General features: G+C 36.1%; 24 protein-coding genes. 10 read left to right on the top strand and 14 right to left on the bottom strand.

Features of this window, described 5'->3' with window-relative positions:
- Positions 1-111 precede the first annotated feature (111 nt).
- The 5 genes from E2R68_RS07915 to prmA all read right to left on the bottom strand — a co-directional run bounded on the left by E2R68_RS07915 (position 112) and on the right by prmA (position 3,625).
- Positions 112-387, bottom strand: coding sequence for an HU family DNA-binding protein (locus E2R68_RS07915; RefSeq protein WP_025563269.1), 276 nt, complete (start codon positions 385-387; stop codon positions 112-114).
- 163 nt (positions 388-550) lie between these two features.
- Positions 551-1,135 carry a YjaG family protein gene (locus E2R68_RS07910; RefSeq protein ID WP_134277144.1) on the bottom strand — a complete coding sequence of 195 codons (585 nt, stop codon included), beginning with the start codon at positions 1,133-1,135 and terminating at the stop codon, positions 551-553.
- A 187-nt stretch (positions 1,136-1,322) separates the two neighbouring features.
- The gene (fis, locus tag E2R68_RS07905; RefSeq protein WP_025563271.1) at positions 1,323-1,622 is read right to left on the bottom strand and encodes a DNA-binding transcriptional regulator Fis; all 300 of its coding nucleotides are present in this window, start codon (positions 1,620-1,622) and stop codon (positions 1,323-1,325) included.
- 18 nt (positions 1,623-1,640) lie between these two features.
- Positions 1,641-2,603 carry a tRNA dihydrouridine synthase DusB gene (dusB, locus tag E2R68_RS07900; protein ID WP_134277142.1) on the bottom strand — a complete coding sequence of 321 codons (963 nt, stop codon included), beginning with the start codon at positions 2,601-2,603 and terminating at the stop codon, positions 1,641-1,643.
- A 137-nt stretch (positions 2,604-2,740) separates the two neighbouring features.
- Positions 2,741-3,625: a 50S ribosomal protein L11 methyltransferase gene (prmA, locus tag E2R68_RS07895; protein WP_134277140.1), complete on the bottom strand. Its 885-nt coding sequence runs from the start codon at positions 3,623-3,625 to the stop codon at positions 2,741-2,743.
- Between the two features lie 212 nt (positions 3,626-3,837).
- Here prmA and E2R68_RS07890 point away from each other — a divergent pair, with 212 nt between their 5' ends.
- Positions 3,838-4,476, top strand: a complete 639-nt coding sequence (locus tag E2R68_RS07890) for a response regulator (RefSeq protein ID WP_134277138.1) — start codon at positions 3,838-3,840, stop codon at positions 4,474-4,476.
- A 9-nt stretch (positions 4,477-4,485) separates the two neighbouring features.
- On the opposite strand, the gene E2R68_RS07885 is transcribed toward E2R68_RS07890, so the two are convergent.
- The 3 genes from E2R68_RS07885 to acs form a co-directional block, all read right to left on the bottom strand.
- Positions 4,486-6,153, bottom strand: a complete 1,668-nt coding sequence (locus tag E2R68_RS07885) for a response regulator (protein WP_134277136.1) — start codon at positions 6,151-6,153, stop codon at positions 4,486-4,488.
- A gap of 293 nt (positions 6,154-6,446) precedes the next feature.
- The gene (gene aroQ / locus E2R68_RS07880; protein ID WP_134277134.1) at positions 6,447-6,878 is read right to left on the bottom strand and encodes a type II 3-dehydroquinate dehydratase; all 432 of its coding nucleotides are present in this window, start codon (positions 6,876-6,878) and stop codon (positions 6,447-6,449) included.
- Positions 6,879-7,008: 130 nt separating this feature from the next.
- Positions 7,009-8,958: an acetate--CoA ligase gene (gene acs, locus E2R68_RS07875; RefSeq protein ID WP_134277132.1), complete on the bottom strand. Its 1,950-nt coding sequence runs from the start codon at positions 8,956-8,958 to the stop codon at positions 7,009-7,011.
- Positions 8,959-9,334: 376 nt separating this feature from the next.
- Here acs and E2R68_RS07870 point away from each other — a divergent pair, with 376 nt between their 5' ends.
- From E2R68_RS07870 to E2R68_RS07855, 4 genes are all read left to right on the top strand, one after another.
- The gene (locus E2R68_RS07870; RefSeq protein ID WP_134277130.1) at positions 9,335-10,699 is read left to right on the top strand and encodes a hypothetical protein; all 1,365 of its coding nucleotides are present in this window, start codon (positions 9,335-9,337) and stop codon (positions 10,697-10,699) included.
- Positions 10,699-11,412 (top strand): type II secretion system protein, encoded by a 714-nt coding sequence (locus E2R68_RS07865; protein WP_166738831.1) that lies wholly within the window; start codon positions 10,699-10,701, stop codon positions 11,410-11,412. The genes E2R68_RS07870 and E2R68_RS07865 overlap by 1 nt, the downstream gene beginning before the upstream one ends.
- Positions 11,413-11,515: 103 nt before the next feature.
- Positions 11,516-12,016, top strand: a complete 501-nt coding sequence (locus E2R68_RS07860; protein WP_134277126.1) for a hypothetical protein — start codon at positions 11,516-11,518, stop codon at positions 12,014-12,016.
- Between the two features lie 5 nt (positions 12,017-12,021).
- A complete protein-coding gene (locus E2R68_RS07855; protein ID WP_134277125.1) occupies positions 12,022-12,762 on the top strand; it encodes an NRDE family protein in 741 nt (246 codons plus the stop codon).
- 4 nt (positions 12,763-12,766) lie between these two features.
- Here E2R68_RS07855 and E2R68_RS07850 read toward each other — a convergent pair whose 3' ends face one another.
- Positions 12,767-12,991, bottom strand: coding sequence for a SlyX family protein (locus tag E2R68_RS07850; protein ID WP_134277123.1), 225 nt, complete (start codon positions 12,989-12,991; stop codon positions 12,767-12,769).
- Between the two features lie 668 nt (positions 12,992-13,659).
- Between E2R68_RS07850 and fkpA the strand changes: the two genes are divergently transcribed.
- From fkpA to E2R68_RS07835, 3 genes are all read left to right on the top strand, one after another.
- Positions 13,660-14,439 (top strand): FKBP-type peptidyl-prolyl cis-trans isomerase, encoded by a 780-nt coding sequence (gene fkpA / locus E2R68_RS07845; protein WP_134277122.1) that lies wholly within the window; start codon positions 13,660-13,662, stop codon positions 14,437-14,439.
- Positions 14,440-14,786: 347 nt separating this feature from the next.
- Entirely contained in the window at positions 14,787-15,992 is a 1,206-nt protein-coding gene (locus tag E2R68_RS07840) for a BaiN/RdsA family NAD(P)/FAD-dependent oxidoreductase (protein WP_134277120.1), read from the top strand.
- Positions 15,993-16,304: 312 nt separating this feature from the next.
- Positions 16,305-17,003 (top strand): VC0807 family protein, encoded by a 699-nt coding sequence (locus E2R68_RS07835; RefSeq protein ID WP_134277118.1) that lies wholly within the window; start codon positions 16,305-16,307, stop codon positions 17,001-17,003.
- 58 nt (positions 17,004-17,061) lie between these two features.
- Here E2R68_RS07835 and E2R68_RS07830 read toward each other — a convergent pair whose 3' ends face one another.
- From E2R68_RS07830 to E2R68_RS07820, 3 genes are all read right to left on the bottom strand, one after another.
- Positions 17,062-18,426 (bottom strand): MATE family efflux transporter, encoded by a 1,365-nt coding sequence (locus E2R68_RS07830; protein ID WP_166738830.1) that lies wholly within the window; start codon positions 18,424-18,426, stop codon positions 17,062-17,064.
- Between the two features lie 255 nt (positions 18,427-18,681).
- A complete protein-coding gene (fghA, locus tag E2R68_RS07825) occupies positions 18,682-19,539 on the bottom strand; it encodes an S-formylglutathione hydrolase (protein ID WP_134277114.1) in 858 nt (285 codons plus the stop codon).
- 85 nt (positions 19,540-19,624) lie between these two features.
- Positions 19,625-20,755, bottom strand: a complete 1,131-nt coding sequence (locus E2R68_RS07820) for an S-(hydroxymethyl)glutathione dehydrogenase/class III alcohol dehydrogenase (RefSeq protein ID WP_134277112.1) — start codon at positions 20,753-20,755, stop codon at positions 19,625-19,627.
- Between the two features lie 106 nt (positions 20,756-20,861).
- Between E2R68_RS07820 and E2R68_RS07815 the strand changes: the two genes are divergently transcribed.
- Positions 20,862-21,728, top strand: a complete 867-nt coding sequence (locus tag E2R68_RS07815) for a LysR family transcriptional regulator (RefSeq protein WP_134277110.1) — start codon at positions 20,862-20,864, stop codon at positions 21,726-21,728.
- A 111-nt stretch (positions 21,729-21,839) separates the two neighbouring features.
- Positions 21,840-22,442, top strand: coding sequence for a DJ-1/PfpI family protein (locus E2R68_RS07810; protein ID WP_134277108.1), 603 nt, complete (start codon positions 21,840-21,842; stop codon positions 22,440-22,442).
- A 211-nt stretch (positions 22,443-22,653) separates the two neighbouring features.
- On the opposite strand, the gene E2R68_RS07805 is transcribed toward E2R68_RS07810, so the two are convergent.
- Complete coding sequence (locus E2R68_RS07805) at positions 22,654-23,325, bottom strand: alpha/beta hydrolase (RefSeq protein ID WP_134277106.1); 672 nt, start codon at positions 23,323-23,325, stop codon at positions 22,654-22,656.
- Between the two features lie 27 nt (positions 23,326-23,352).
- Positions 23,353-23,829, bottom strand: a complete 477-nt coding sequence (locus tag E2R68_RS07800; RefSeq protein ID WP_445177081.1) for an Lrp/AsnC family transcriptional regulator — start codon at positions 23,827-23,829, stop codon at positions 23,353-23,355.
- Positions 23,830-24,130 lie beyond the last annotated feature (301 nt).

Here is a 24,130-nt window from a genome sequence, read left to right as displayed (position 1 = left end):
GATATCAATTACACTTATTTAATGTAATTGGCATGAGAGAAAATCTTCTCTAAATGTTAGCAACAAAAAAAAGCACCTTCGGGTGCTTTTTTATTCGCTAAACAAATATAATTATTTGTTTACAGATTCTTTAAGTGCTTTACCAGCAACAAAAGCAGGAACGTTAGCTGCTTTAATTTGAATGTCCGCACCAGTTTGTGGATTACGGCCTGTACGTGCTGCACGGTGATTAACTTTAAATGTACCAAAGCCGATTAGTTGAACTGGTTCGCCATCTTTTAGGCTATCAGTTACGCTAGCTAAAATTTGTTCTAGAGCTGCTTTAGCTTGTACTTTAGTTAGGTCTGCTTTTTCAGCAATATCTGCCACAAGTTGAGTTTTGTTCATTATTTGACTTCCGTTATTATAAAAAATGCATAAGAATTTAAATACATAATTAATGTATTGCATTCATTCCTTGCAAGTAAAGCATAATCACTATAAAACCTAATAAAGTGACAACTTATTTACTTTAATGTGTTAAAAATCACAAAATCATAGTGTTTGTAGACTAATTTTCTATTGTTGATATCCCGATGCTAGTGCTCTCAAGAGACTGTATATATTGACGAATTGACTTAATCAACTCAGGACTACGTTCATTATCCAGCATTTTTAGTAGTGTTTTTTGCACTTCTAATTGATCAATAAATAGTGGTTCGAGTAATAATTCTTCTTCATCAATTTCTTGATCGGTTTGTAATTCAATGAAGCTTGCGATGGTTGCGAAACTAGTTTGACTTGCATTTAATGCTTCATCTTTAGACTTTGTAGTAAAAGAATTAAAGATACAATTAACGATGACACAATAGTCGACCGCAGGATAAACGCCATAAAAGTCATAATCATTACTTTCTGGAATGATCGCATCAAAATTTTCTTCTTGGATAGTGAAATTAATTTTTGCCCCTTTTACAGTTAATTTTTCCCAAAAAAGCTGCAAAATATTATCTGCTGTAGTGCCATGTTCACTATCAATAGCTTGGCTAAACATTTTAAAATGAGTGATGTTTTGTTCTGCAAGTGCCATGCAAAATACGCTCTGCTGCCACGCTTGTAAATCTGTTAGTTGATTATTGATGGAAAGAGATAGCATAGTAGTCCTATATACAGCTTCAAAAGAGGTTAAGATTATAGGCTAATTTAGAATCTGTCTTTAGATATTTATCTATTTCGCTTTTAAATCAAAAGATAAGTGACTTTACTGTCATATAACAAAAAGGTTGGACATAAAAAAAGCGACTCTAAGAATCGCTTTTTTAAATTTCAAAATAGGTAAGAGTTTAGCCCATGCCGTATTTTTTTAATTTTTTGCGTAATGTACCACGGTTAATACCTAACATAGTCGCTGCACGCGTTTGGTTACCACGAGTGTATTGCATAATGATATCTAACATCGGCGCTTCAACTTCTGCCAATACTAATTCATATAATTCAGTGGTGTCTTGGCCATTCAATTTTGCCACATAACCAGATACAGCTTGACGTACTGAGTCACGTAGTGGACGTTGAGTTATTTGCCCTGTAGCAGGAATACTAGTTGTTGTTGTCAGTGCTTCTTGAGAAATATTTTGTTCAAACATGGGTATTAACTCTTTTAATTACAATTGATTTAAATAATTTTCTAATGCATTTAATTGCTCGCTAGAACATTCTATCGCATTAAATTTTCGCTTAAAATAACCTAACCTGTCTTGCTCTTGCAAATACCACCCGACGTGCTTCCTAGCGATTCGAGGTCCCATTACATCACCGTAAAACACATGCAAAGCTTGCACATGTTTTAACAATATTTCTGTAATTTCCATTTGTGCTAAACCTTGAGCATGTTGCCCAGTGTTTAGGTAATGGTTGATGTCGTTGAATATCCAAGGTGCACCTTGTGCGCCTCGTCCAATCATAATGGCATCAGCTCCTGTGTAATCCAGCACATACTTAGCTTTCTCAACAGAAGTTATATCGCCATTTGCAATCACAGGGATTGTTATATTTTTTTTAATTGTTTTTATTGTGTCGTATTCGGCTTCACCTTTATAAAGGCATTGTCGTGTACGACCGTGCACAGCTAGTGCTTGGATACCTGCTTGTTCAGCGATCTGTGCAATCTCTAATCCATTTCTATTTTCAGGATCCCAGCCGGTACGAATCTTCAAAGTCACAGGTACATCAACTGCATCAACAACACTTTCTAAAATAGCCTTCACTAATTCAGGGTGTGGTAACAATGCTGAGCCTGCTTTTTTCTTATTCACCTTTTTCGCGGGACAACCCATATTAATATCAACGATCTGAGCGCCTTGCTGTACAGACAATCGTGCAGCGTTGGCCATTGCTAGCGGCTCTGCGCCAGCAATTTGTACAGAACGAATACCTGATTCATCATGGTAATCCATTCGTAACTTAGATTTAGTGCTATTCCAAACACGAGGATTGGATGACAGCATCTCTGATACGGCCAATCCAGCACCTTGCTTGCGGCAAAGTTCTCTGAATGGTCGGTCTGTGACACCTGCCATTGGTGCTAAAATAAGATTATTGTCTAATTGATACTGTCCAATGCGCATATTCTAAGCGTTCTCTAAGTTAAGGCGGCGTAGTCTACGCATTTTTGTCGTCAGAATAAAGGTTAATAATTAAGCATTTTGTAATTATTTTGCTTGCAAATTGAGCAACACTTTGTTCTCAGTGATTTATAACCGTTTTAGATGCATTTAATTCCAGATAAACGCGCCCATTCTTCTTTGATTTTAGCCGTATCCATATCAAACCATTGACTATAAACAGTAATTAATTCTTCAGCTTGTTGTTCTAAAATGCCAGATAACGCTAAAGCTCCACCTTTTTTAACCAAACATTCGATACTACTAGATAATTCACGCAATGGGCCCGCAAGGATATTAGCAACAACCACATCAGCTACAATACCTTCTGGCACATCATCAGGTAAATAAAGCTCTAATTGTTCTGAAACACCATTACGCTCTGCATTATCACGACTTGCAGTGATAGCTTGTGGATCAATATCAATACCGATCACACGTTTTGCCCCTAGTTTAAGCGCAGCGATTGCTAAAATACCTGAACCACAACCGAAATCGATAACAACTTTATCTTGTAGGTTTTGTGCGTCTAACCAAGCTAAACATAATGCGGTAGTTGGGTGGGTACCTGTACCAAAAGCAAGACCTGGATCTAACATGACATTAACTGCATTTTCATCAGGCACAGGCTTCCAACTTGGGCAAATCCATAAACGTTCACCAAATTGCATTGGATGAAAGTTGTCCATCCATTCACGAACCCAATCTTTATCTTCTAATTGCTCTACTTTAAAAGCGAAATCTTCAGCAAGTAGGTTACTGCCTTTTAATAGAGCAATAACAGGTAACATGTCTGTATCAGCATCGTATAAGCCTGTGACATCAGTATCTCCCCAAAGGCGAGTTTCCCCTGGCATAGGTTCAAAAATGGGGGTGTCTTGCGAATCAGTGAAGGTTGCAGATAACGCTCCGTTATCCATTAATAATTCGCCAATTTGTTCAGCATTTACGTTACTGGCATTTAATTTAAGTTGGATCCAAGGCATGATTTTCTCTTTTTATTTACGTCAATAGATAGGGCGAAAGAATACAGGGAATTGAAAAAATAATATACCGCGGCTCCATCTATTAGAAATTGTGCGCGTAAGTTCAAAAATTATTCTTTATAATCGATTATTATAGATAGAAATTTTATGTTATTTTCATTGTAAAATATGATATCGAGCAAAACAGCGGTTTGTGCTGAAAGGATAGTTTGATGAACAAGATTGTGATTATTGATGATCACCAGTTGTTTTTATATGGCTTAAAGTTAACCCTAGAAAATGAAAATAATAGGGTCGTTACTTTTGATAGTCCGTTCAAAGCATTAATAGAGATTAAAAATATTCAACCTGATTTGATCTTAATGGATTTATCAATGCCTGAGATGGATGGGGTTGCCATGATGGATGCCTTAATAGAAGCAGAAGTTGCTTCTCCTGTGGTTGTGTTATCTGCCTGTGAAAATTACCAGAATGTTTATTATGCTTTGCAAAAAGGGGCAATGGGGTTTATTCCTAAATCTTATTCTCCACAGGAAATGTTATCGGCATTAGAAGTTATTTCTAAAGGTGATATTTTTGTGCCAGAGCATGTTGCTATTGAGATAGATAATATTGCAAACCTAGAAGTGAAAAATAAACAAGATTATCATTTATCTGATAGACAGTTACAAATTCTAAAGCTGATTTATGAGGGCAAAAAAAATAGAGAAATTGCTGATGCACTATGTATTTCACAAGATACAGTTAAGTTTCATCAAAAAGGTTTATATAATGCTTTGCAAGTGTCAGGCTCTTTAAGTCGTTTAAAAGCAGTTGAAAAAGCACTTGAACTGGGATTATTGAAAGCTTAACTCTTTCTACTATTTTAATACCTGTTTTAATAAAACTCTTAGTGAAGCGGGTTTAACCGGTTTATTTAGAACCTTATAATTAATTTCTTTTCCTATATTTTGTACTTCTTTTAACTTCCCTGGATCTGCTTCTCCAGTTAATAATACTGCGGGAATATTACTGCTTCGTTTAATGACTTTAATGATATCCAATCCAGTTTTTTGATTGGGCAAACGATAATCTGAAATCACTAAATCATATTGTGTTGTATTGTGTTTTTGTAACCCTTCTTCTGCAGTACTGGCACAATCAACTTGGTACCCCCAATTTTCAAGTAACATGCTTAAAGCACTTAAGATACCTTGATCATCATCGATTAATAATATTTTGTGATGAGGAGCATGATTAGCCACTTTATTAAAATCAAATTGCTTTGGAATATGTTGTGCGCTCTCTAAATTTAAGCTAAATCGACTACCGTGATCATTGCTTATTGCCACTATTTTTGTGTCACATAAAATAGCTTTACGTTGTGCTACAGCTAATCCAAGGCCAATACCTTTGCTTCTGTTATGCAGAGGGTTATCGGCTTGTGCGACTTCATCAAATAAATTTTCAAAAATTGAGTCGGGGATAGCTTGTCCTTGGTTCCATACTTGTAATAACACTTTGTCAGAATAATGGCGTACGCTTAATAGGATATAGGCTCCTTTCTTTTGGCTACCATGCACTATGGCATTACTCAGTAAGACTTCAACAATTTCAGTTAATAATCGTTTATCACTCTTTACTGCTAGTTCTGGGATGCGACTGATCAGTTGAATACCCATGGTAGATGCTTGGTATTGATATTTTTTGATTGTTGGTAATAACGCAGAGGTTAATGGAAATTCACTGATCGTTGGTGTAATTGCATTTCCATCTAAGCGAGCTAAATCTAATAAACTCGCTATCCAACGTTCTAATTCTTCTGATGAATGTTTAATGTTTTGAACTAACTTTAGGTGAGTTGTATTACTTAATTTATTTTCTAACAAACTGCTATACAGAGATAAACTACTCAATGGCTGTCGTATATCGTGAACAATTCGGTTTAAATAACGCCCGCTTTTTTGACTGAGTACTGTTGTTTTTTCAAACTTCTTCTCAACGGGATCTTCTTTTAAATTGCTATGACGAGATTGAGTGAAGATAGTGAGATAACATAATGTAATTAAAAAGGTGCTATTGAATAAAAAAACTAATGCATCTGTATTACCGATAAGTGAAGCAAATACATAACAAACCACTAATAAAATATTATTGATGACTAAATATGCAGTGTTGTAGGCAAATAAATAGGAATAAAAAAGTGGTAATAAGAGTACTAAATATAAGAAATTATTAAGCTGAGTTTGTTCTTGGAAGTGGCTATTAATAACAACAAATAACGTGATCATTATACTTGTTGTCGGGATAATTCGTTGTGCAAAAATATCTTTTTTATTAATAATGCAATGTAATGTTATTAAGCAAAATAATAGAATAATCAATGGGATAAATAATGGGGTTGTAAAAATAGGAGATGAATCGAATATAGTATAACTTTGGCCAATACCCGTTAAAAAGAAGAAAATAAATGAACAGACTATAGTGATATTAAAAGGGCGTAATGATTGCCATCTTAATTGTTGTTTTAATGTCTTTTGAACATCCATATTCAAATTCCAGTATTGTAGTAGATTGTTAGTATATACCTGACTTTATTTTAGGTAAAAAAAAAGCCCAACAAAGTTAGGCTCGCCTGTAATATGTCTTTTTATTACAAATGTTTGAATAAAAAATCCATTTAAATTGGCATTAAAGTGGGTTTACTACTATGCCTCAATTCCTTAAGACAAATATAGGATGCCTTAATTGATTTTAAAAAGTAACTACCCGAACGGGTAGTTTGTTAGCTCTATGTAGATAAAGTGTATTTCATTTTGTATTTTTAATGTTTCTATTATGTTTATTTTACAAAATGTACTGCACTTTGTAATGCAAATGAATAACCTTTCGCTCCCATCCCACAAATAACAGCACAAGCAATGTCTGATAAGTAAGAGTGATGTCTAAATTTTTCTCGTTTATGGATATTCGATAGGTGTACTTCTACAAAAGGAATAGCAACACCTAATAATGCGTCTCGAATAGCTACGCTTGTATGAGTAAAAGCAGCTGGGTTAATGATAATAAAGTCGATGTTTCCAGCACTTTCATGAATTTTCTCAATGAGTTCATATTCACGATTAGATTGTAGGTGTGTTAATTGAATGTCTAATTTGTGTGCTTCAATTTGTAGAGAATCAATAATATCTGTCAATGTTTGACTGCCGTAAACTTCAGGCTCTCTTTTACCTAATAAATTAAGATTAGGGCCATTTAATACTAGTACTTTCACTTTCTACTCCTTTTTAATATAGGCCTCATAAAAAAACTCCTCGAGAACAATCTTGCTATCGAGGAGTTTAGCGATAAAGCCGGCAATTGGCTACAACCCTAATGGCATTATTAGAACAATCAAATTAAATCTAAGTAAGCTCTTGATTCTCTTTGATTAGTTTATCAACCACACTTGGATCTGCTAGTGTTGATGTATCACCTAGTTGATCACTTTCACCTGTCGCAATTTTACGTAAAATACGACGCATAATTTTACCCGAGCGTGTTTTAGGTAATCCTTCTGCCCAATGTAAAATATCCGGTGTTGCAATCGCGCCAATCTCTTTACGCACCCATTGTTTTACTTCTGCATACAACTCAGGTGAAGAAAATTCGCCTGAATTTAATGTAACGTAGGCGTAAATGCCTTGTCCTTTAATTTCATGAGGAACACCTACCACGGCTGCCTCTGCAATTTTAGGGTGCGCAACTAATGCACTTTCAATTTCAGCCGTTCCCATACGGTGCCCGGATACGTTTAGTACATCATCCACACGGCCCGTGATCCAGTAATAACCATCTTCATCACGGCGAGCGCCATCACCAGTAAAGTACATACCTTTAAAGGTTGAGAAGTAAGTTTGTTCAAAGCGTTCATGGTTACCGTAAAGTGTACGCATTTGACCAGGCCAACTATCTAGCATAACCAAATTACCTTCAACAGCACCTTCTAAAATGGCACCATCATTATCTACTAATGCAGGTTGCACACCAAAAAATGGACGAGTTGCTGAGCCGGGTTTAAGATCTGTTGCACCTGGAAGTGGCGTAATTAAAATGCCACCTGTTTCTGTTTGCCACCATGTATCAACAATAGGGCAACGTTTATCGCCAATTTTCTCGTAGTACCATTCCCATGCTTGAGGGTTAATTGGTTCACCTACAGAGCCAAGTATTCTTAAAGAACTGCGGCTAGTTCCTTGAATTGCTTCATCACCTTTTGCCATTAATGCGCGAATTGCCGTTGGTGCTGTATATAATAATGTGACTTGGTGTTTATCAACCACTTCACTCATGCGAGCAGGTGTAGGGTAATTAGGAACACCTTCAAATAATAATGTCGTCGCACCATTTGCAAGTGGACCATACACTAGGTAACTATGACCTGTTATCCAGCCTACGTCAGCAGTACACCAGTATATGTCACCCTCTTGGTAATCAAATACATACTTAAATGTCATAGCCGCATAAACAAGGTAACCACCTGTTGTATGTAATACACCTTTCGGTGTGCCAGTTGAGCCTGATGTATAAAGAATAAACAGTGGATCTTCTGCGTTCATTGCTTCTGGTTCGCACTCGGTTGCTTGTGATTGAGTTGCTTCCGCCCAATCTAAATCTCGACCTTCAACCCAGTTAACTTCTCCACCTGTATTTTTGAATACAATGACACATTGAACACAATCAGTACTTTCACGTGTTAACGCTTCATCAACATTTGCTTTTAGTGGAACTGTGCGTCCACCACGTCGGCCTTCATCAGCGGTGATCACTAATTTTGCACTACTATCGACAATACGTCCGGCAATAGCATCCGGAGAAAAACCACCAAATACAATCGAATGCACAGCACCAATACGCGTACAAGCGAGCATTGCAACAGCTGCTTCTGGTGTCATTGGCATATATAAGCAAACAACATCACCTTTTTTAATGCCTTGTTCTTTTAGGGCGTTAGCAAATTGACATACTTGTGTATAAAGTGTGCGGTAAGTAATTTTTGCATCCTGATCTGGAGAATCACCTTCCCATAATAAAGCGACTTGATCCGCTCTTGTTGCTAAATGACGATCGATACAGTTAACCGAAACGTTTAATTGACCATCTTCAAACCATTTAATATCAACATGCCCTGGATCATATGAGCTATTTTTAACTTTTGTATAAGGTTTCATCCAGTCTAAAATTTTACCTTTTTCACCCCAGAAGGCTTCAGGATCTTCAATTGAAGCTTTGTAATCAGATAAATATTGTTTGTTAGTTAATAAGCTTTTTTTTGCTACTTCTGGTGAAACAGGATAAATATGGTTCTCGCTCATGTTTAACTCCATTATTGTATAATAATCAATTGCTTATGGTTTTTTATTTATATTCGATTGGTTAAATATTGATGATTTCATTCTAGTCGACAGTTTGGATATATATTGTGAGACAGGCCTCTGTTGTTACAAATATGTTAACTAGCGCGCACTAAGCAGTGTTTTTTGAGATCAAGGTCAATAAATACAAGAAGATAAATACACTTCTTTTTTTATTAATATTATTGGCGGAAATTTACTTAGTGATTAACTAAACTATAAGTAAAAATAAAGTCTTTAGGTGGTTTGTGGAATGACGATAAATGAAAGGATAATGATAATTTTATATTGCAAAATAACTGATTAAATAAAATTTAAAATCCTTAAGGTCGGGGAAATGAAGAATAATAAGCAAGGTTTTGCTGTATTAACGTTTGCTATCCTATTGAGTGTTGCGGGCATTGTTTATACGGTTAATATGGCGCGATCTCAACTCATTGATAATCAAGTTTTAGCTAATTATTATCGTAATAGTGAGGCATTTATTAATGCAGAGTCTGGTGTTAATTTAATTTTAAATAAATTAAATAGTGTTGCTATTGCGAATGAATTAATAGAAAACTTACCTTTTGTTTATCCCGCACAAATGAGTGAAAACACTCCTTATCAAGTAACAGTAACTAAAATCACTCGCCATAAATTTCAAATCGTATCAAAAGGACAATCTCAAGATGCTTCGGCTTCACGACAAATATCTTTACAAGTCTATTACAGTAATGCATTTGATATCCCGGTTGCACCTGTTTCAAGTAATGGAAAACTGAATATTAATGCATTGGCTATGATTAATGATGGTTGTGAAGGGTTAAGCAAAGAAGGCTGCCGTTCACCGGGTAATATAGCAAAACAACTTATTGTGAGTCAGCCTAGTGCTGAATTAGAACAAACGGATCTTTGTACTGGAGATGAACTACAAGTTAATAGTATTGATGAAAATGCTATTTATGGTTTGTTAGAAGATCAGACTGGAGAAACGCGTTTTAAAGAAATAAGTAATAATCAGTGGGGAGTTGCTGCTTCTTCAACGGGTTCTATTTTTGACCAAGTAAGTTCGATTGAAGATATGAGCAATGCGAGTTCTTTATTTCAACGTACTTTTGGTATTAATTTAGAAGATGCTCAAGATGAGTTGAGTAGTTCAGGGCAAGTGGTGCGAATTGATATGACTCATTTAAGCTCGCTAAGTTGTTCGGATCAGCTTCAAGATGTTAGCGATGATACCTCGGTTATTTATATTAAAGGTGACTGTAATATTGATCAAAATGATACATTAAAAAGTCAGACATCTGAATATAACCATTTTACTGTTGGTTCATCAGAAAGACCTAAAATGGTTTTTATTGAAGGAGGTACCTTCATTACTGAAACAAATACAACAGCTTCTGTAATTGGGATGCTGTATTTTCTCCCGGCAACCCATGATGTGATGGATGAGTTAGGCAGTATCGTTTATATCGATGGAGTGAAACAAACCCAAAAAGATCAACGTATTGATATGGCCGGAATTCGTGTTAATGGTGCATTATTAAGTGAATATAATTGCTCAACAGGTGGAGTCGATACAATAGATAGTGATAGTACTCAGCAATATCTATCTGCTCGATATGACAAAACAATATTAAATACGTTATATCAGCAAATGGGAATGACAGCTGCAGCAAGTAGTTATCAATTGGTTGCTGGTACATGGAGGGACTTCTAATGTTATGTAAACTTGCAGGTTTTTCATTAATTGAAGTATTAGTATCATTAATAGTGGTTAGTTTAACGGCTGTAAATATAACAGGTTTACAAAAGAGAATTGCCGATCAGCAACGTGATAATTTAACCCATTCCTTAGTTATTCCATTAGTGACAGAGAAGAGAGAGCAACTATTAACACTCTCTAATGTGCAACAATTAGTGGCATTAGATAACACCTCGGAAACGGATATACAACTTGGTAATAGTCAGTTTAATATTACTTGGAATGTGCATGATGTTAGTAATGAACTCAATACTGCAATTGATTTTAAAGAAATTGAAATGGATGTATCTTGGATTAACGCAAAAGGTAAGGTAGAGCATTTTATACATTCAGAATTGGTGAATTTAAGCTTATTATCAAGTAGTGACAATACTGAAATGACAGCTCAATTAGCGGGGATTATTGTTTCGCAACTAACTACTAACGAAATCTTATACTTTGAGCCTAATATGGAATACAGCAAAGGGGCATTTGTTATCCACAATGGTTATTTATATCAAGCCACTTCTGTTCATTCGGTTGGTGATGGCTACCCCAAAATAATAGCAGATCCTACAACGGGCATTGAGTCCGCTGAAGATGGTTGGCAGAGTTACGGACGTATTGATAACACTGAGCTTATCAATAACCTTCAATTATCAACATTATTTTCAGAAAATGTTAATTAAATTGAAATAAAATAAGCGCAAGTACCGGTCTATTAGATGAACTATAAATGAATTTATCACTCTATTTATAATCACAGTGTCTATTTCAAGGAATGTTTAGCCAATGATTGAAAGTCAGCTTATTATTTTACAACAAGCAAAAACCTATTTAACATCAGTGTCTGAACAACAATACATAGAAATTATTTCACCTTCTTTTATGAGTGCACCGGGTGCGCATATTCGCCATATTTTGGATCATTATTATGCGATTATTAATGGCTTAGAAACGGGGCTTATCGATTATGATCAACGTAGCCGTGGAGGTGTTTTAGAAAGCTCTCCTCAAGCAGCGTTAGAATCGATTATGGAAATAGAGCTTTTTTTATCAGAGTTGACTGAGCAACAACTACAGCAAACCTTAAAATTATCGACTGAAATATCTGTTAAAAGTAAACAAGTGGTTATTGTTAATACAACTCTTGCTCGTGAAGTGATTTTTGTAGGAAGCCATGCGGTTCACCATTTTTCAACAATCAAACAAATTTCTCAAATTCAGAAACTCAAAGTAGATAGTGGTTTAGGGATTGCTCCAGCAACCGCGACTTTTTTACGTACAGGCTAATAGTTATGTGTACATTAACTTATCGATTAACAGAGCAAGGCTATCAACTCTTTTTTAATCGAGATGAGAACAAGCTTAGATCGCAGGCGATCCCTCCAACAGTAAACTCTTCTTTAAAAGCGATTTATCCTATTGATCCTAATGGTGGTGGAACATGGATTGCAGTGCATGAAAGCGGTGTGAGCTTGGCTTTATTGAATTATTATCAAGCACAAGTTGATCCAAACCTTAATATTTTTACTAGTCGTGGAGTTATTATTCCGAGGTTATTAGAGAATGTGAACAATATTCATGAGTATTTAATGAAGATGGATTTTAGGCATTTTCAAGCTTTTCAATTGTGTGTATTTGCTAATAAGTTATCTGCAAAACAAAGTAAAAGTGAACTGGCTTGGCAGTATACTTGGGATGGAAAAAAATTAACTTATGTTACGTTATCTGCAGAATATTCACTACCATTAACATCATCTGGTGTTGATTATGAAAATGTTTACGCATCACGAAAACAGCAATTTAAGAAAATGATCACAGGACAACAAACAACGACTGCTGATTATATTGCCTATCATCAACACCAAGGCCCATCAGGTAAATGTTCAGTAAAAATGTATCGAGAAGATGCACAGACAGTTAGTTTCACTATGATTGACGTTGATCAAAAACAACCCTTAGGTGACAAAATAAAATTGCAATATATAGATTATTTAACACCGCAACCTAATGCCACACTATCACTTCATCTTTAACTTTCTAATAATGAGGAGGGCGCATCTCTTCTTTTTCTGATGCCAGTTGGTTAGGCTCACTCTCTTTTAACTTAACAGCTAATAATGCAACCTGCTCAATAAGTTGTTGTGTCCGACGTTGTTGTTCAAAAATCTCTTTGTTAAGTGTCTCGATATTATCTTCTTGAAAAGCAATTTTCATTTCTAATTGTTCAATACGTTCTGCTAATTGTAATTGTGTACTATTCATAATTTCTCTATATAGGCAGGCTTAGCCAAATGATAACAATTAAGTGGAATTTTGCACCTGTGCATAACTCCATAATACAGCCGAGTATACTACAGCTAGCAAAGCGGGTAGTGATTTTATTATACGTCATTGAGATAAATGATTATTCCTCTTAAAAAGTCGCTACCAGTAATCATAAAATTGAAATGAACTAATTTTGTCTTACTTTGTCCATTAACAATTGGTGTCATCAATCACTTACTTTTATTATGCCCAAATAAATTTTTAATCGTTTATAAGCAATGTAATACAGTTATTTGCAGACAAACGCACAATAAATAGATTGTTACTTTGACTGTTAATGTGATGCCGGTTAAATAGTAGTGATAATTTAGATGATCCCATCAATTTAGTTAAATGGAATTGATAAAATAAGCCTCTTTTTTAAAACGGTAGGTATCTCGCTGTATGTTTAATATTATTGAATGATCAATGAGAATATTCGTAAGTATTCAATAATAAAGTATTTAACATTTTTTAAAAATGACGTGTTAACAGCCCCTCAAGGTAAATAACCTTGGTTGATGAATAACTTTAGGGGTAATATAAACGCAATAGTTTGGATGCTTGGCTTACATTTTGTGATGGAATTTCACCGTAATCTTTTTAATTTAATATTTGGAGTAACAATGAAAAACGTTTTTAAAGTTTCTTTATTAGCAGCAGCAGTTGCATTTACAGTTGGCTGTAATGCAAAAGATGAACCAGCAACAACAGCACAAACTCAAGAAGCTGCCGCTGTAACTTTCAAAAGTGATAACGATAAAGCTGCATACGCAATTGGTGCTTCATTCTCTCGTTACGTTGAAACAACGTTAGATAAACAAGCTGAATTTGGTATGGAGTTAGATAAAGAAGTTATTTTAGAAGGTATTTCAGATACTTTACGTGGTAAATCTAAATTAACTGATGAAGACACTATTCAAACATTAAAAGCTTATGATGCAAGGGTACAAGAAGCTGCACAAAAAGCACAACAAGAAGCGGCAGAGAAAGCAGCAGCAGATGCAAAAGCATTCTTAGATAAAAATGCAAAAGCTGAAGGCGTAACAGTAACTGAATCTGGTTTACAATATTCAGTTATCACTAAAGCTGAAGGTCCTAAACCAAGTGCTGATGATTTAGTAACAGTACATTACGTTGGTACTTTAATCGATGGTACTGAGTTCGATAGCTCTATTAGCCGTGGTGAACCAGTTCAATTCCCTCTAAATGGTGTTATTCCTGGTTGGACTGAAGGTGTTCAACTAATGAGCGTTGGTGAGAAATACAAATTTGTTATTCCTGCTGATTTAGCTTACGGAGAAAAAGGTGCAGGTCCAATTCCTCCTGGTGCAACACTTATTTTTGAAGTTGAATTATTAGCAATTGATTCTCAAGATGCTAAAGATGCTCCAGCTACTAAATAAGTAGTGCAAAGCATTAATAAAAAGGCCGCTGCTACGCGGCCTTTTTTTATCATAAACATCTCCACTTATTCTCATCAATATTTAAAACTTACACATAAGTGCCTGACTAATACCAATCACAATAAACAACCACTTCCTCGTTGTAAATTTCGTAAATAAAACAGCTTTTTGCGTAATTTACACCTTGAATAGAGCTATTTTTTCAGCGTAAAACTTAGATAACATATTTAATGTAATCGCTATAATTTCGCACTTAAAAAAGCAAATAGTGTATCCTTGGGCGATTATTTTTAATGTGTTTATGCTTCAGTGCATATTATCTAAGCTTCGTGTATTTAAGGTCTGCTATGTTTGATGTAATTATTATTGGTGCTGGTGCATCAGGTTTGATGTGTGCAATTGAAGCTGGTAAACGCGGGCGTAACGTGTTGTTAATTGAACATGCAAAGCGTATTGGCCAAAAAATAATAATGAGTGGTGGTGGACGTTGTAATTTCACTAATTTATATGTTGAACCAAGTAATTTTTTATGTAGCAATCCTCATTTTGTGAAATCAGCATTAAGTCGTTATACACAATGGGATTTCATCGCCATGGTGGATAAGCACAATATCAGTTGGCATGAGCGTGACCATGGACAGCTGTTTTGTGATGATAGCGCAAAGCAAATTGTAGGCATGTTATTAGACGAAGCAAAATCAGCTGGCGTGATGATCAAAACCCAGTGTGAAGTGCTTAATCATCAACAAATTGCAGACAATCATTTCTCATTACAAACCACTCATGGTGATTTTAGTTGTCAGTCATTAGTGGTTGCAACGGGCGGATTATCGCTTCCTAAATTGGGCGCTACTCCTTTTGCTTATCAACTGGCAGAACAATACGGGCTCGCCGTAAAACCCACTCGTGCAGGCTTAGTACCTTTTACTTTGCAACCGAGCTTAAAAGAAAAGTTAGAAGGTTTATCGGGGATCAGCTTCCCTGCAACAGCTACGTCCATTAAAAAAGAAGCCAGCAAAAAAGATAAACCAGTTAGCTTTAGCGAAGCTTTGTTGTTTACGCACCGTGGTTTAAGTGGGCCAGTTATTTTACAAATTTCTAATTATTGGCAACCTGGCGATACTATCTTAATTGACCTATTACCAAGCGAAGATCTACAGCAATTATTATCCAATACACAACAAGATCGTCCAGAGCTAGCCTTAAAAACCTTATTATCACAACACCTTCCTAAACGCGTCGTTGAATGTTTGTTAGCACTAGCTGATATCGAAAGCCGACCTTTAAAACAGTTTAACGAAAAAGAGTTAAAGCAAGTGGCAGAACTCTTCCATGAATGGAAACCATTAATTAATGGCACAGAAGGTTACCGAACAGCAGAAGTGACATTAGGAGGCATTGATACCGATGCCATCTCTTCAAAAACCATGGAATGTAAATCAGTGAAAGGTTTATACATTGTTGGTGAAGCCATGGATGTCACAGGATGGTTAGGCGGCTTTAATTTTAGCTGGTGCTGGAGTTGTGGTTGGGCAGCGGGACAAGAGGTTTAGTGTATTCGTGGAATTAAAACGAAGACGTTATTAAGAAAACGAAGACAATTTTTTTCGCTATTTTACCTAAGTATTTGTATTTTCTAACTCTTGTATTTGAATGAAGAGATTATCTTCGTTTTATTGGTGATTTGGTTCTAAATAGAGAAGTGGTGAAATTTCCATATAACTTAATAAATTGAGGTTATATGTTAAGTTTTTATGATCACATATTTTCTATTGAACAGGCTACCTAACTACCTATCTATTGTATTGTTGAACATAATTAGCTATAACCATGCATCTTTAATCGGTAATCAATAAGTAAATTCTATGAATAGTAAATCCACACACAAACCTCGCCCAATGGTTGACCTGCTTGTCAGCATTGTTATTCCTTCGTTTATCCTTATGAAATTAAGTGGTGATAGTGACCTAGGAGCGACCGGTGGTTTAATTGCAGCTTTAGCTTTCCCACTGGGTTGGGGTATTTTTGAATTAGTAAAATACAGAAAATTTAACTTTATCGCTTTATTAGGATTACTCAGTGTTTTGTTAACTGGGGGAATTGGTTTATTTGAGTTAGATAATAAATGGTTGGCAATTAAAGAAGCTGCTATTCCTGCAATAATAGGCATTGCTGTATTGGTTTCAACTTTTACACCTTACCCTTTAGTAAGAGCATTGCTATTTAATCCTGATGTTATGGATGTAGAAAAAATCAAACAAAAACTAATTGAGCATAATTGCACAGAGGCATTTGATCGACGTTTGTTAAAAGCTACTTATCTTGTTGCTTGTTCTTTTGCTTTTTCTGCAACAATGAATTACATACTTGCTAAATGGTTAGTGACTAGCCCTGCCGGAACTGAAGCATTTAATGCAGAATTAGGGCAGTTAACTTTATATAGTTACCCGATGATAGCATTGCCATCTATGGTCATGTTATTTGGTGTTTTTTATTACTTATGGCGTACTGTCCGCGACCTTACTGGGTTAACACTTGATGAAGTGATGGCTACAAAAAAATAAGTTAATTGATTTAAAAGGGCTTTGATGCCCTTTTAAATGACCTAAGGCTTTGTCCTTCCTACTCTGCTGGTTTTGCTACTGTCTCTATTTTTGCCGTTTTTTCATAACTATCTAAACGTTTTTGTAGGGTATTTCTGAATGGTTGAAATTTTAATATTTCATCAAATAACATAATACCAAACACCACATACAACGGAGCACCAAGGTAGATCATCAGTGCGCATAACGGTAAAGATATCACCCATTGTGTAATGATGTTCACACGTACAATTAAATAACTATCTCCCATTGCTCGGATCATATTGCCGCAAAACATATTATTAGTACGGATCAACGGCAGAATAATATAAACCGGTGCAATAGTTGCTAATGCAGCTAATGTGACTGCTGATAGGTTGGGGTAGATTAAATGTGCTAACTCACTGAATGCAAAAAACAGCATCATGATAAATACGGAAATAATCCGGGTGACCATTAATGATTGCGCGATAAATTCGGGGATTTTCTTGTATTCTTTTTGCCCAATATACTGGCTCACCAAAATGGTACTTGCTTGTGCCCAAGTATTTGCAAACATCGAACCTATTTTAATCCAAGGTAAAACTAATGTTATGGCCGCGTAGGATTCAACAGGAAGTTGAGCAAACAACATTTGGAATAATAGTAATCCTGTTAATAACACCATAAAATTTGCGACGATTGGCACAACTTCTTGAATATGCTCGATAATAGAAGCTTTACTAACCACAGTGAATCCGCTAACCAGTCCCTTTATTCTTTCTTTGTTAAAACTGTAAGTTAAGTAAGTTAGACGAATAATAATGGCGATCACACTTCCCCAAGCAGCGCCTGCCAATCCTAGTTCAGGCGCCCCCCACATGCCATAAATAAGCACATAGCTGCATACAATATTACATGGTATTTCGATCATGAAGCCATATAATGGGATGCGTGTTTTTTTCGTGGCATTAAAATAAACCACAATGACTTGTGAAACTGAAGAAAATAGAAGCAATAATAAAGCAACGTTGACATAGCTTTGGGCTTCAGATGAAACAAGAGGGTTATGAGCAATGGCATCAATAAGAGGGCTGCCAATAATGAGTAAAGTGACTAAGGCAAATACTGAAAAACCTAGATTAGTTACCCAAGCGGATGACATAACTAAGCCAATATTTTTTTTGTCACCAGCCCCGACTGCTCTTGAAAGCACAAGCTGCGTACCATTTGCGATAGCAAATTGGATCCCTAAAATAAACGCAACAATTGCACCTGCAATACCATAAGCTGCGACTGGAGAATCACCTAATGAAGCAATTAGCAGCAAGTCAATGATGGTCACTGATTGCATTAGAATTGCATTGCAGGTCATTGGCCAGGCAAGAGAAGCATTATGTAATAATATTTTTTTTGAAAGTTTCATAAACCATCGCATGATAGTAGGTAGACGTAAAATACTCTGGATTAAAGCGTAGAAATAAATATAAGTAGGGTAAAGGTAACCCTAGTTTAAAAAGGCTACCTTCATTAATTGCTTTTAATAATCCAAAGTTTATTCATTCTTTATAACAGAACGTTATGCGCGATATAGCAAATGTACGTTAAGTTTTGTCAGTATATCACAGTAGTAAAACGTCGTTTTAAAAATTATTGTGACGAAGGTTCTAATACTAATTGGTTAGTTTTGTGTAGTTAACCCTAAATTTTTAGCATGAAACTGCAAATGTGATTCAATATAACTACTGATGAAATAATAACTATGGTCGTAACCTTCACGTATATTAAGTGTGAAGTTATTCAATTCTGAGTTAGCGACGGCAAGCAAATTGTCTGGTTTTAACTGTTCTTGTAAAAATGAATCGTTACTACCTTGATCAATTAAAATCGCTTGATGTTGTTTTGTTTTTGCTAGTAATTCACAACTGTCATAGGCTTTCCAATCGTCTCTATTCTCACCTAAATATGCAGACAAGGCTTTTTGTCCCCATGGGCAATTAATTGGATTACAAATTGGACTAAATGCGCTAATGGATTGGTATAAATCTGGGTTACGTAAACCAATGGTTAACGCGCCATGGCCACCCATTGAATGTCCGCTGATCACACGTTGTTTAGTGACGGGAAAATTAGCTTCAATTAAAGCGGGTAACTCGTTAACGATATAATCATACATTTGATAATGTTTGTTCCACGGCGCTTGTGTTGCATTCACATAAAACCCTGCACCTACCCCTAAATCATAAGCTTGATTTTCATCATCTGCTACACCTTTACCACGCGGACTTGTATCGGGTGCAACAATTGCGATGCCTAATTTGGCGGCTAACTTTTGTGCACCTGCTTTTTGCATAAAGTTCTCATCGCTACAGGTTAAACCAGATAACCAATACATAACAGGAACAGGATTTGTGCTAGAAGCTTGAGGGGGTAAATAGATGGCAAAACGCATTTTACAATTTAATATTTGAGAAGGGTGTGTGTATTGTTTATGCCAGCCTTCAAATAATTTATTACTGCTAATGCTTTCAAGGATCATAAGTTTTCCTTATCGATATTAAACAAAACTCTCGCATCGTGGTTTGAACTGCAAGAGTTGTCTTTTAATTTATTAAGTTGGGAGATTATTTATCGAAATGAATCACACTACGAATACTTGCACCGCTATGCATTAAATCGAATGATTTATTAATATCTTCAAGTGGCATGGTATGCGTAATAAAATCGCTTAATTTAAATTCTCCCGCCATGTAACGTGCAACAATTGCTGGTAATTCAGAGCGACCTTTAACGCCACCAAATGCAGTGCCACGCCATACTCGGCCAGTTACTAATTGGAATGGTCGTGTTGAGATCTCTTGGCCAGCTCCTGCGACACCAATGATCACTGATTCGCCCCAACCTTTATGACAACATTCAAGAGCACTACGCATTACATCCACATTGCCAATACATTCAAACGAGTATTCAACACCGCCGTCAGTCATCTCTACAATTACATCTTGAATTGGTTTATCGTAGTCTTTGGGATTAATGCAATCCGTTGCACCCAGTTGTTTTGCTAATTCGAATTTACTTTCATTAATATCAACCCCAATGATTTTATGCGCGCCAGCCATTTTTGCACCGATGATTGCTGATAGGCCGATTCCACCTAATCCGAAAATAGCTACGTTATCACCTTTTTCTACTTTGGCTGTATTAAGTACCGCGCCCATGCCCGTTGTTACGCCACAACCTAATAAACAAACTTCTTCAAGTGGCGCTTCTTTGTTAACTTTTGCTAATGAAATTTCTGGTAAGACTGTGTATTCAGAAAATGTTGAACACCCCATGTAATGGAAGATGGGGTGTCCATCTTTGTAGAAACGGCTTGTACCATCTGGCATTACACCACGACCTTGTGTTTCACGTACCGCGCTACATAAGTTCGTTTTACCTGATTTGCAGAATTTACACTCTCCACATTCAGCGGTGTAAAGTGGGATCACATGATCACCCACGCTAACACTGGTAACACCTTCACCTATTTGTTGAACAATGCCACCACCTTCATGCCCTAAAATTACTGGGAATAAACCTTCAGGATCTTGACCTGATAAAGTAAATGCATCCGTATGACAAACACCTGAAGCAACAACTTTAACTAATACTTCGCCTTTTCTCGGTAGCATTACATCCACTTCTTCAACCACTAATGGTTGATTTGGACCCCACGCAATAGCAGCTTTTGATTTAATAAATTGGTCTGTCATATTTACTCCGTTTATATGTTCATGGCATTTTGTAGAGTCATTATATTTGTTTCTACAATAATGATAATCTAGCTAAAATGAAAATTACTTTTACTAGGTGGTAACAATGAAATGGCAAGGCATTAATGAGTTTGTTGCTGTCGCTGAAACTCACAGCTTTTCATTAGCAGCTAAAAATCTTAATTTATCAACGGCACAAGTAAGCCGTCAAATTAGTGCATTAGAAAAGCGCTTGCAGGTTAAATTATTCTACCGTACCACACGTAAGGTCTCATTAACCCAGGAAGCGCAGTTATTTTATCAGCATTGCCGCAATCTATTAGATGGCTTAGATATTGCTGAGCAAGCCATTAGCAACCTACAGAGTAGTCCACAAGGGAAAATAAAACTAACCGCACCGGTAACCTATGGTGAACAAAAAATATTACCCTTAGTGAATGACTTTGTATCTTTGTATAGCGATATTGAAGTGACCACTGAATTAACTAATCATAGAGTTGATTTGATTGATGGTGGGTTTGATGTGGCTATTCGATTAGGGCAACTACAAGATTCTACTTTAATCGCAAAACAGTTAAGCCAACGATCTAATTATGTGTGTGCTTCAGAAGCTTATTTACAAAAATATGGAGAAGCTCATTCTGTATCAGAATTGAAACAGCATAATTGCTTATTAGGCACTAGAGACTATTGGCGCTTTATTGAATCTGGTAAAGAGAAGAGCTTAAGAGTAAAGGGGAATTTACGCTGTAATAGTGGTATGGCGCTAGTTGATGCAGCGTTAAAGGATATCGGTATTGTGCAATTGCCTGATTATTACGTGCAGTCATATATTGAGTCGGGACAATTAATGACGATATTAGATCAGTTTAGAGAACCTGCAGAGGGTATATGGGCTGTGTACCCTCAAAATCGTTATTTATCACCAAAAATCCGTTTACTGATTGATCATCTAGCTGCGCATCTTCAATAAATTTATAGACCATGCTTGAACCTGTGGGCATACAACTATTGCTAATAGTTAACGACTTATTGACTACTTATATTTAGTATTTTAAATATTTAAACGAGACAAGGAGCAACAATGAATATTGCCATATACCTTTATGAAAATGCAGAAGTTTTAGATTTCTCTGGTCCATATGAAGTATTAAGCACAGCAAAAAGAATAGCGGGTAATGATTGGAATATTTTTTTTGTTGGCGAATCTGATGCCTTAGTTAGTGCTCGTGGTGGTTTTTTAGTTAAACCGCATTATACATTTGATGATCATCCTGCCATTGATGTTTTAATCGTAGTGGGGGGAATTCATACTGAAGAAATGAAGAAAACAAAGGTGATCGAGTGGATCAAGAAAACTGATACCTTAACGAAACAAACGCTGTCAGTATGTACCGGTGCATTTTTATTAGCAGAAGCGGGACTGCTTAATGGTTTATCTGTTACCACACACTGGGAAGATATTGATGATTTAAAAGTAGGCTATCCGACATTACAGGTTGTTGATAATAAACGTTGGGTTTGTGATGGTAAGTATACTACCTCTGGAGGAATATCTGCTGGTATTGATATGACCTTGCATTTAGTTTCTGTTTTGCCGACTTTAACTGGAACCACTTCAACACTTAACTTGGGTGAAAAAACAGCTAGGCAAATGGAGTATACTTGGCAAAAAATACACTGCTAATTGAAATGTCTGCTTTATACCACTCTAAGTAAGTTATTTAATTATTAAGCTTGTAATGAGAGAGTTGATTACAAGCTTAATACCCTGTTTTCGCCGAACTTTCCAGGTGCCTAATTCCCTGATGCTTATCTAGAACACTTATTTAGTTGCAAAATGTTCAATAAAACTAAATTATGCAAAGGCGTTTATTGCCATTAAATAACGGGAAGTCTTATTTTAGAACATCCTGAATCCACGTTGAAATTTCTTCTAATTGTTCCATGACAACCGTGTGACCCATTGCATAGCTTGTCCATTGAGTTTGATAACCATTTTCTAGCAGTAATTGATTTGCCATTTGCCCTGCGCTAAATGGAACAACGTCATCTTGCTCGCCATGATGTTGCAAAATAGGTGTATGTTTATTAGTCGCACTTAGCTGTAGTGGTAATTGATCGCCATTAGGTAAATAACATGACATTGCTAAAATGCCGGCTAGTTTTTGTGGGTATCTAAGTCCTGTAAATAAACTCATTACACCACCTTGACTGAAACCCGCGAGAATAATACTGTCGCTATTAATGCCACTATTAAGCTGTTCTTGAATTAGTGCATGAATCGCTTGTTCAGAGTCAAGTACACCTGCTATATCCGCTCTATTATGTAAATCCATACTTTTAATGTCGTACCATGAACGCATTACTGCACCTTGATTTAGAGTGACTGCTTGTTCTGGCGCGTGTGGAAAAACAAAACGAATGCTGTGGTTTTTAGGCAGTTTCAATACTGGAACAATAGGGGAGAAACCAGCGCCTGAATCACCTAAACCATGTAGCCAAATAACACAACTAGTTGCGCTAGTAGCTGGTTCAATCACAATTCGCTCTAAGTTTTTTACTGACATCTGGTTTGTCCTTTTATTTAGTTCTTTTTAATCGAGTGGTAACGCCGTTTTTTTGATCACTTCTCTTAACACAAAACTAGAATGAACACCTGTTACACCTTCTAATTTAGTTAATTGCCCAAGTAAAAAACGTTCGTAATGTTGCATATCTTTAACAACCACTTTTAATAAAAAATCTGCAGATTGACCGGTTACAATTAAACATTCTAATACTTCAGGCATTGCACTTACAGCGGCTTCAAAATTATCAAAACGCTCAGGAGTATGGCGATCCATACTGATACCAAGCATAGCTGTTAAGTTTAACCCTAATGCAGATGATTTTAATAAGGTGACATGTTTATCGATAATACCTGATTCTTCCAAACGTTTAACTCGTCGAGAACAGGGGGTTGGGGATAAACCGATACTGTCTGCTAATTCTAAATTACTAATACGCGCATTTGCTTGCATTAGTTGCAGTATTTGCTTATCAATTCGATCTAATTTAATGATTGGTTGCATAGTTAATCTTACACTTGGTTTTAATCGCTATTAATTTGTTTAATAGTAGTTATTTGTTGCATTATACTGCATTTTTAGAAGTGACTTTGCAACCATTCCCTATACAAAAGGGATTATAGTTTCACCATGGATAGCGAGCGAAGTTTCTAACCGGAAATGGGGGGCAATAATCTTACCATGCTGAGCCAACTTGCTGATCCTTTAATGCTACCTTAACCAGAGAATAACCATTAAAGGATCCTACTTCATTAAATTAATGAAGCAATGTTGAGTGATGATATTACCCGATATTATTACTCAA

Origin of the sequence: Psychromonas algarum (assembly GCF_004376845.1) — a bacterium.
In the GTDB taxonomy this organism is placed as follows: Bacteria; Pseudomonadota; Gammaproteobacteria; order Enterobacterales; family Psychromonadaceae; genus Psychromonas.
The sequence above is the reverse complement of the archived record's forward strand: the minus strand, read 5'-3'. Positions and strand labels throughout refer to the sequence as shown.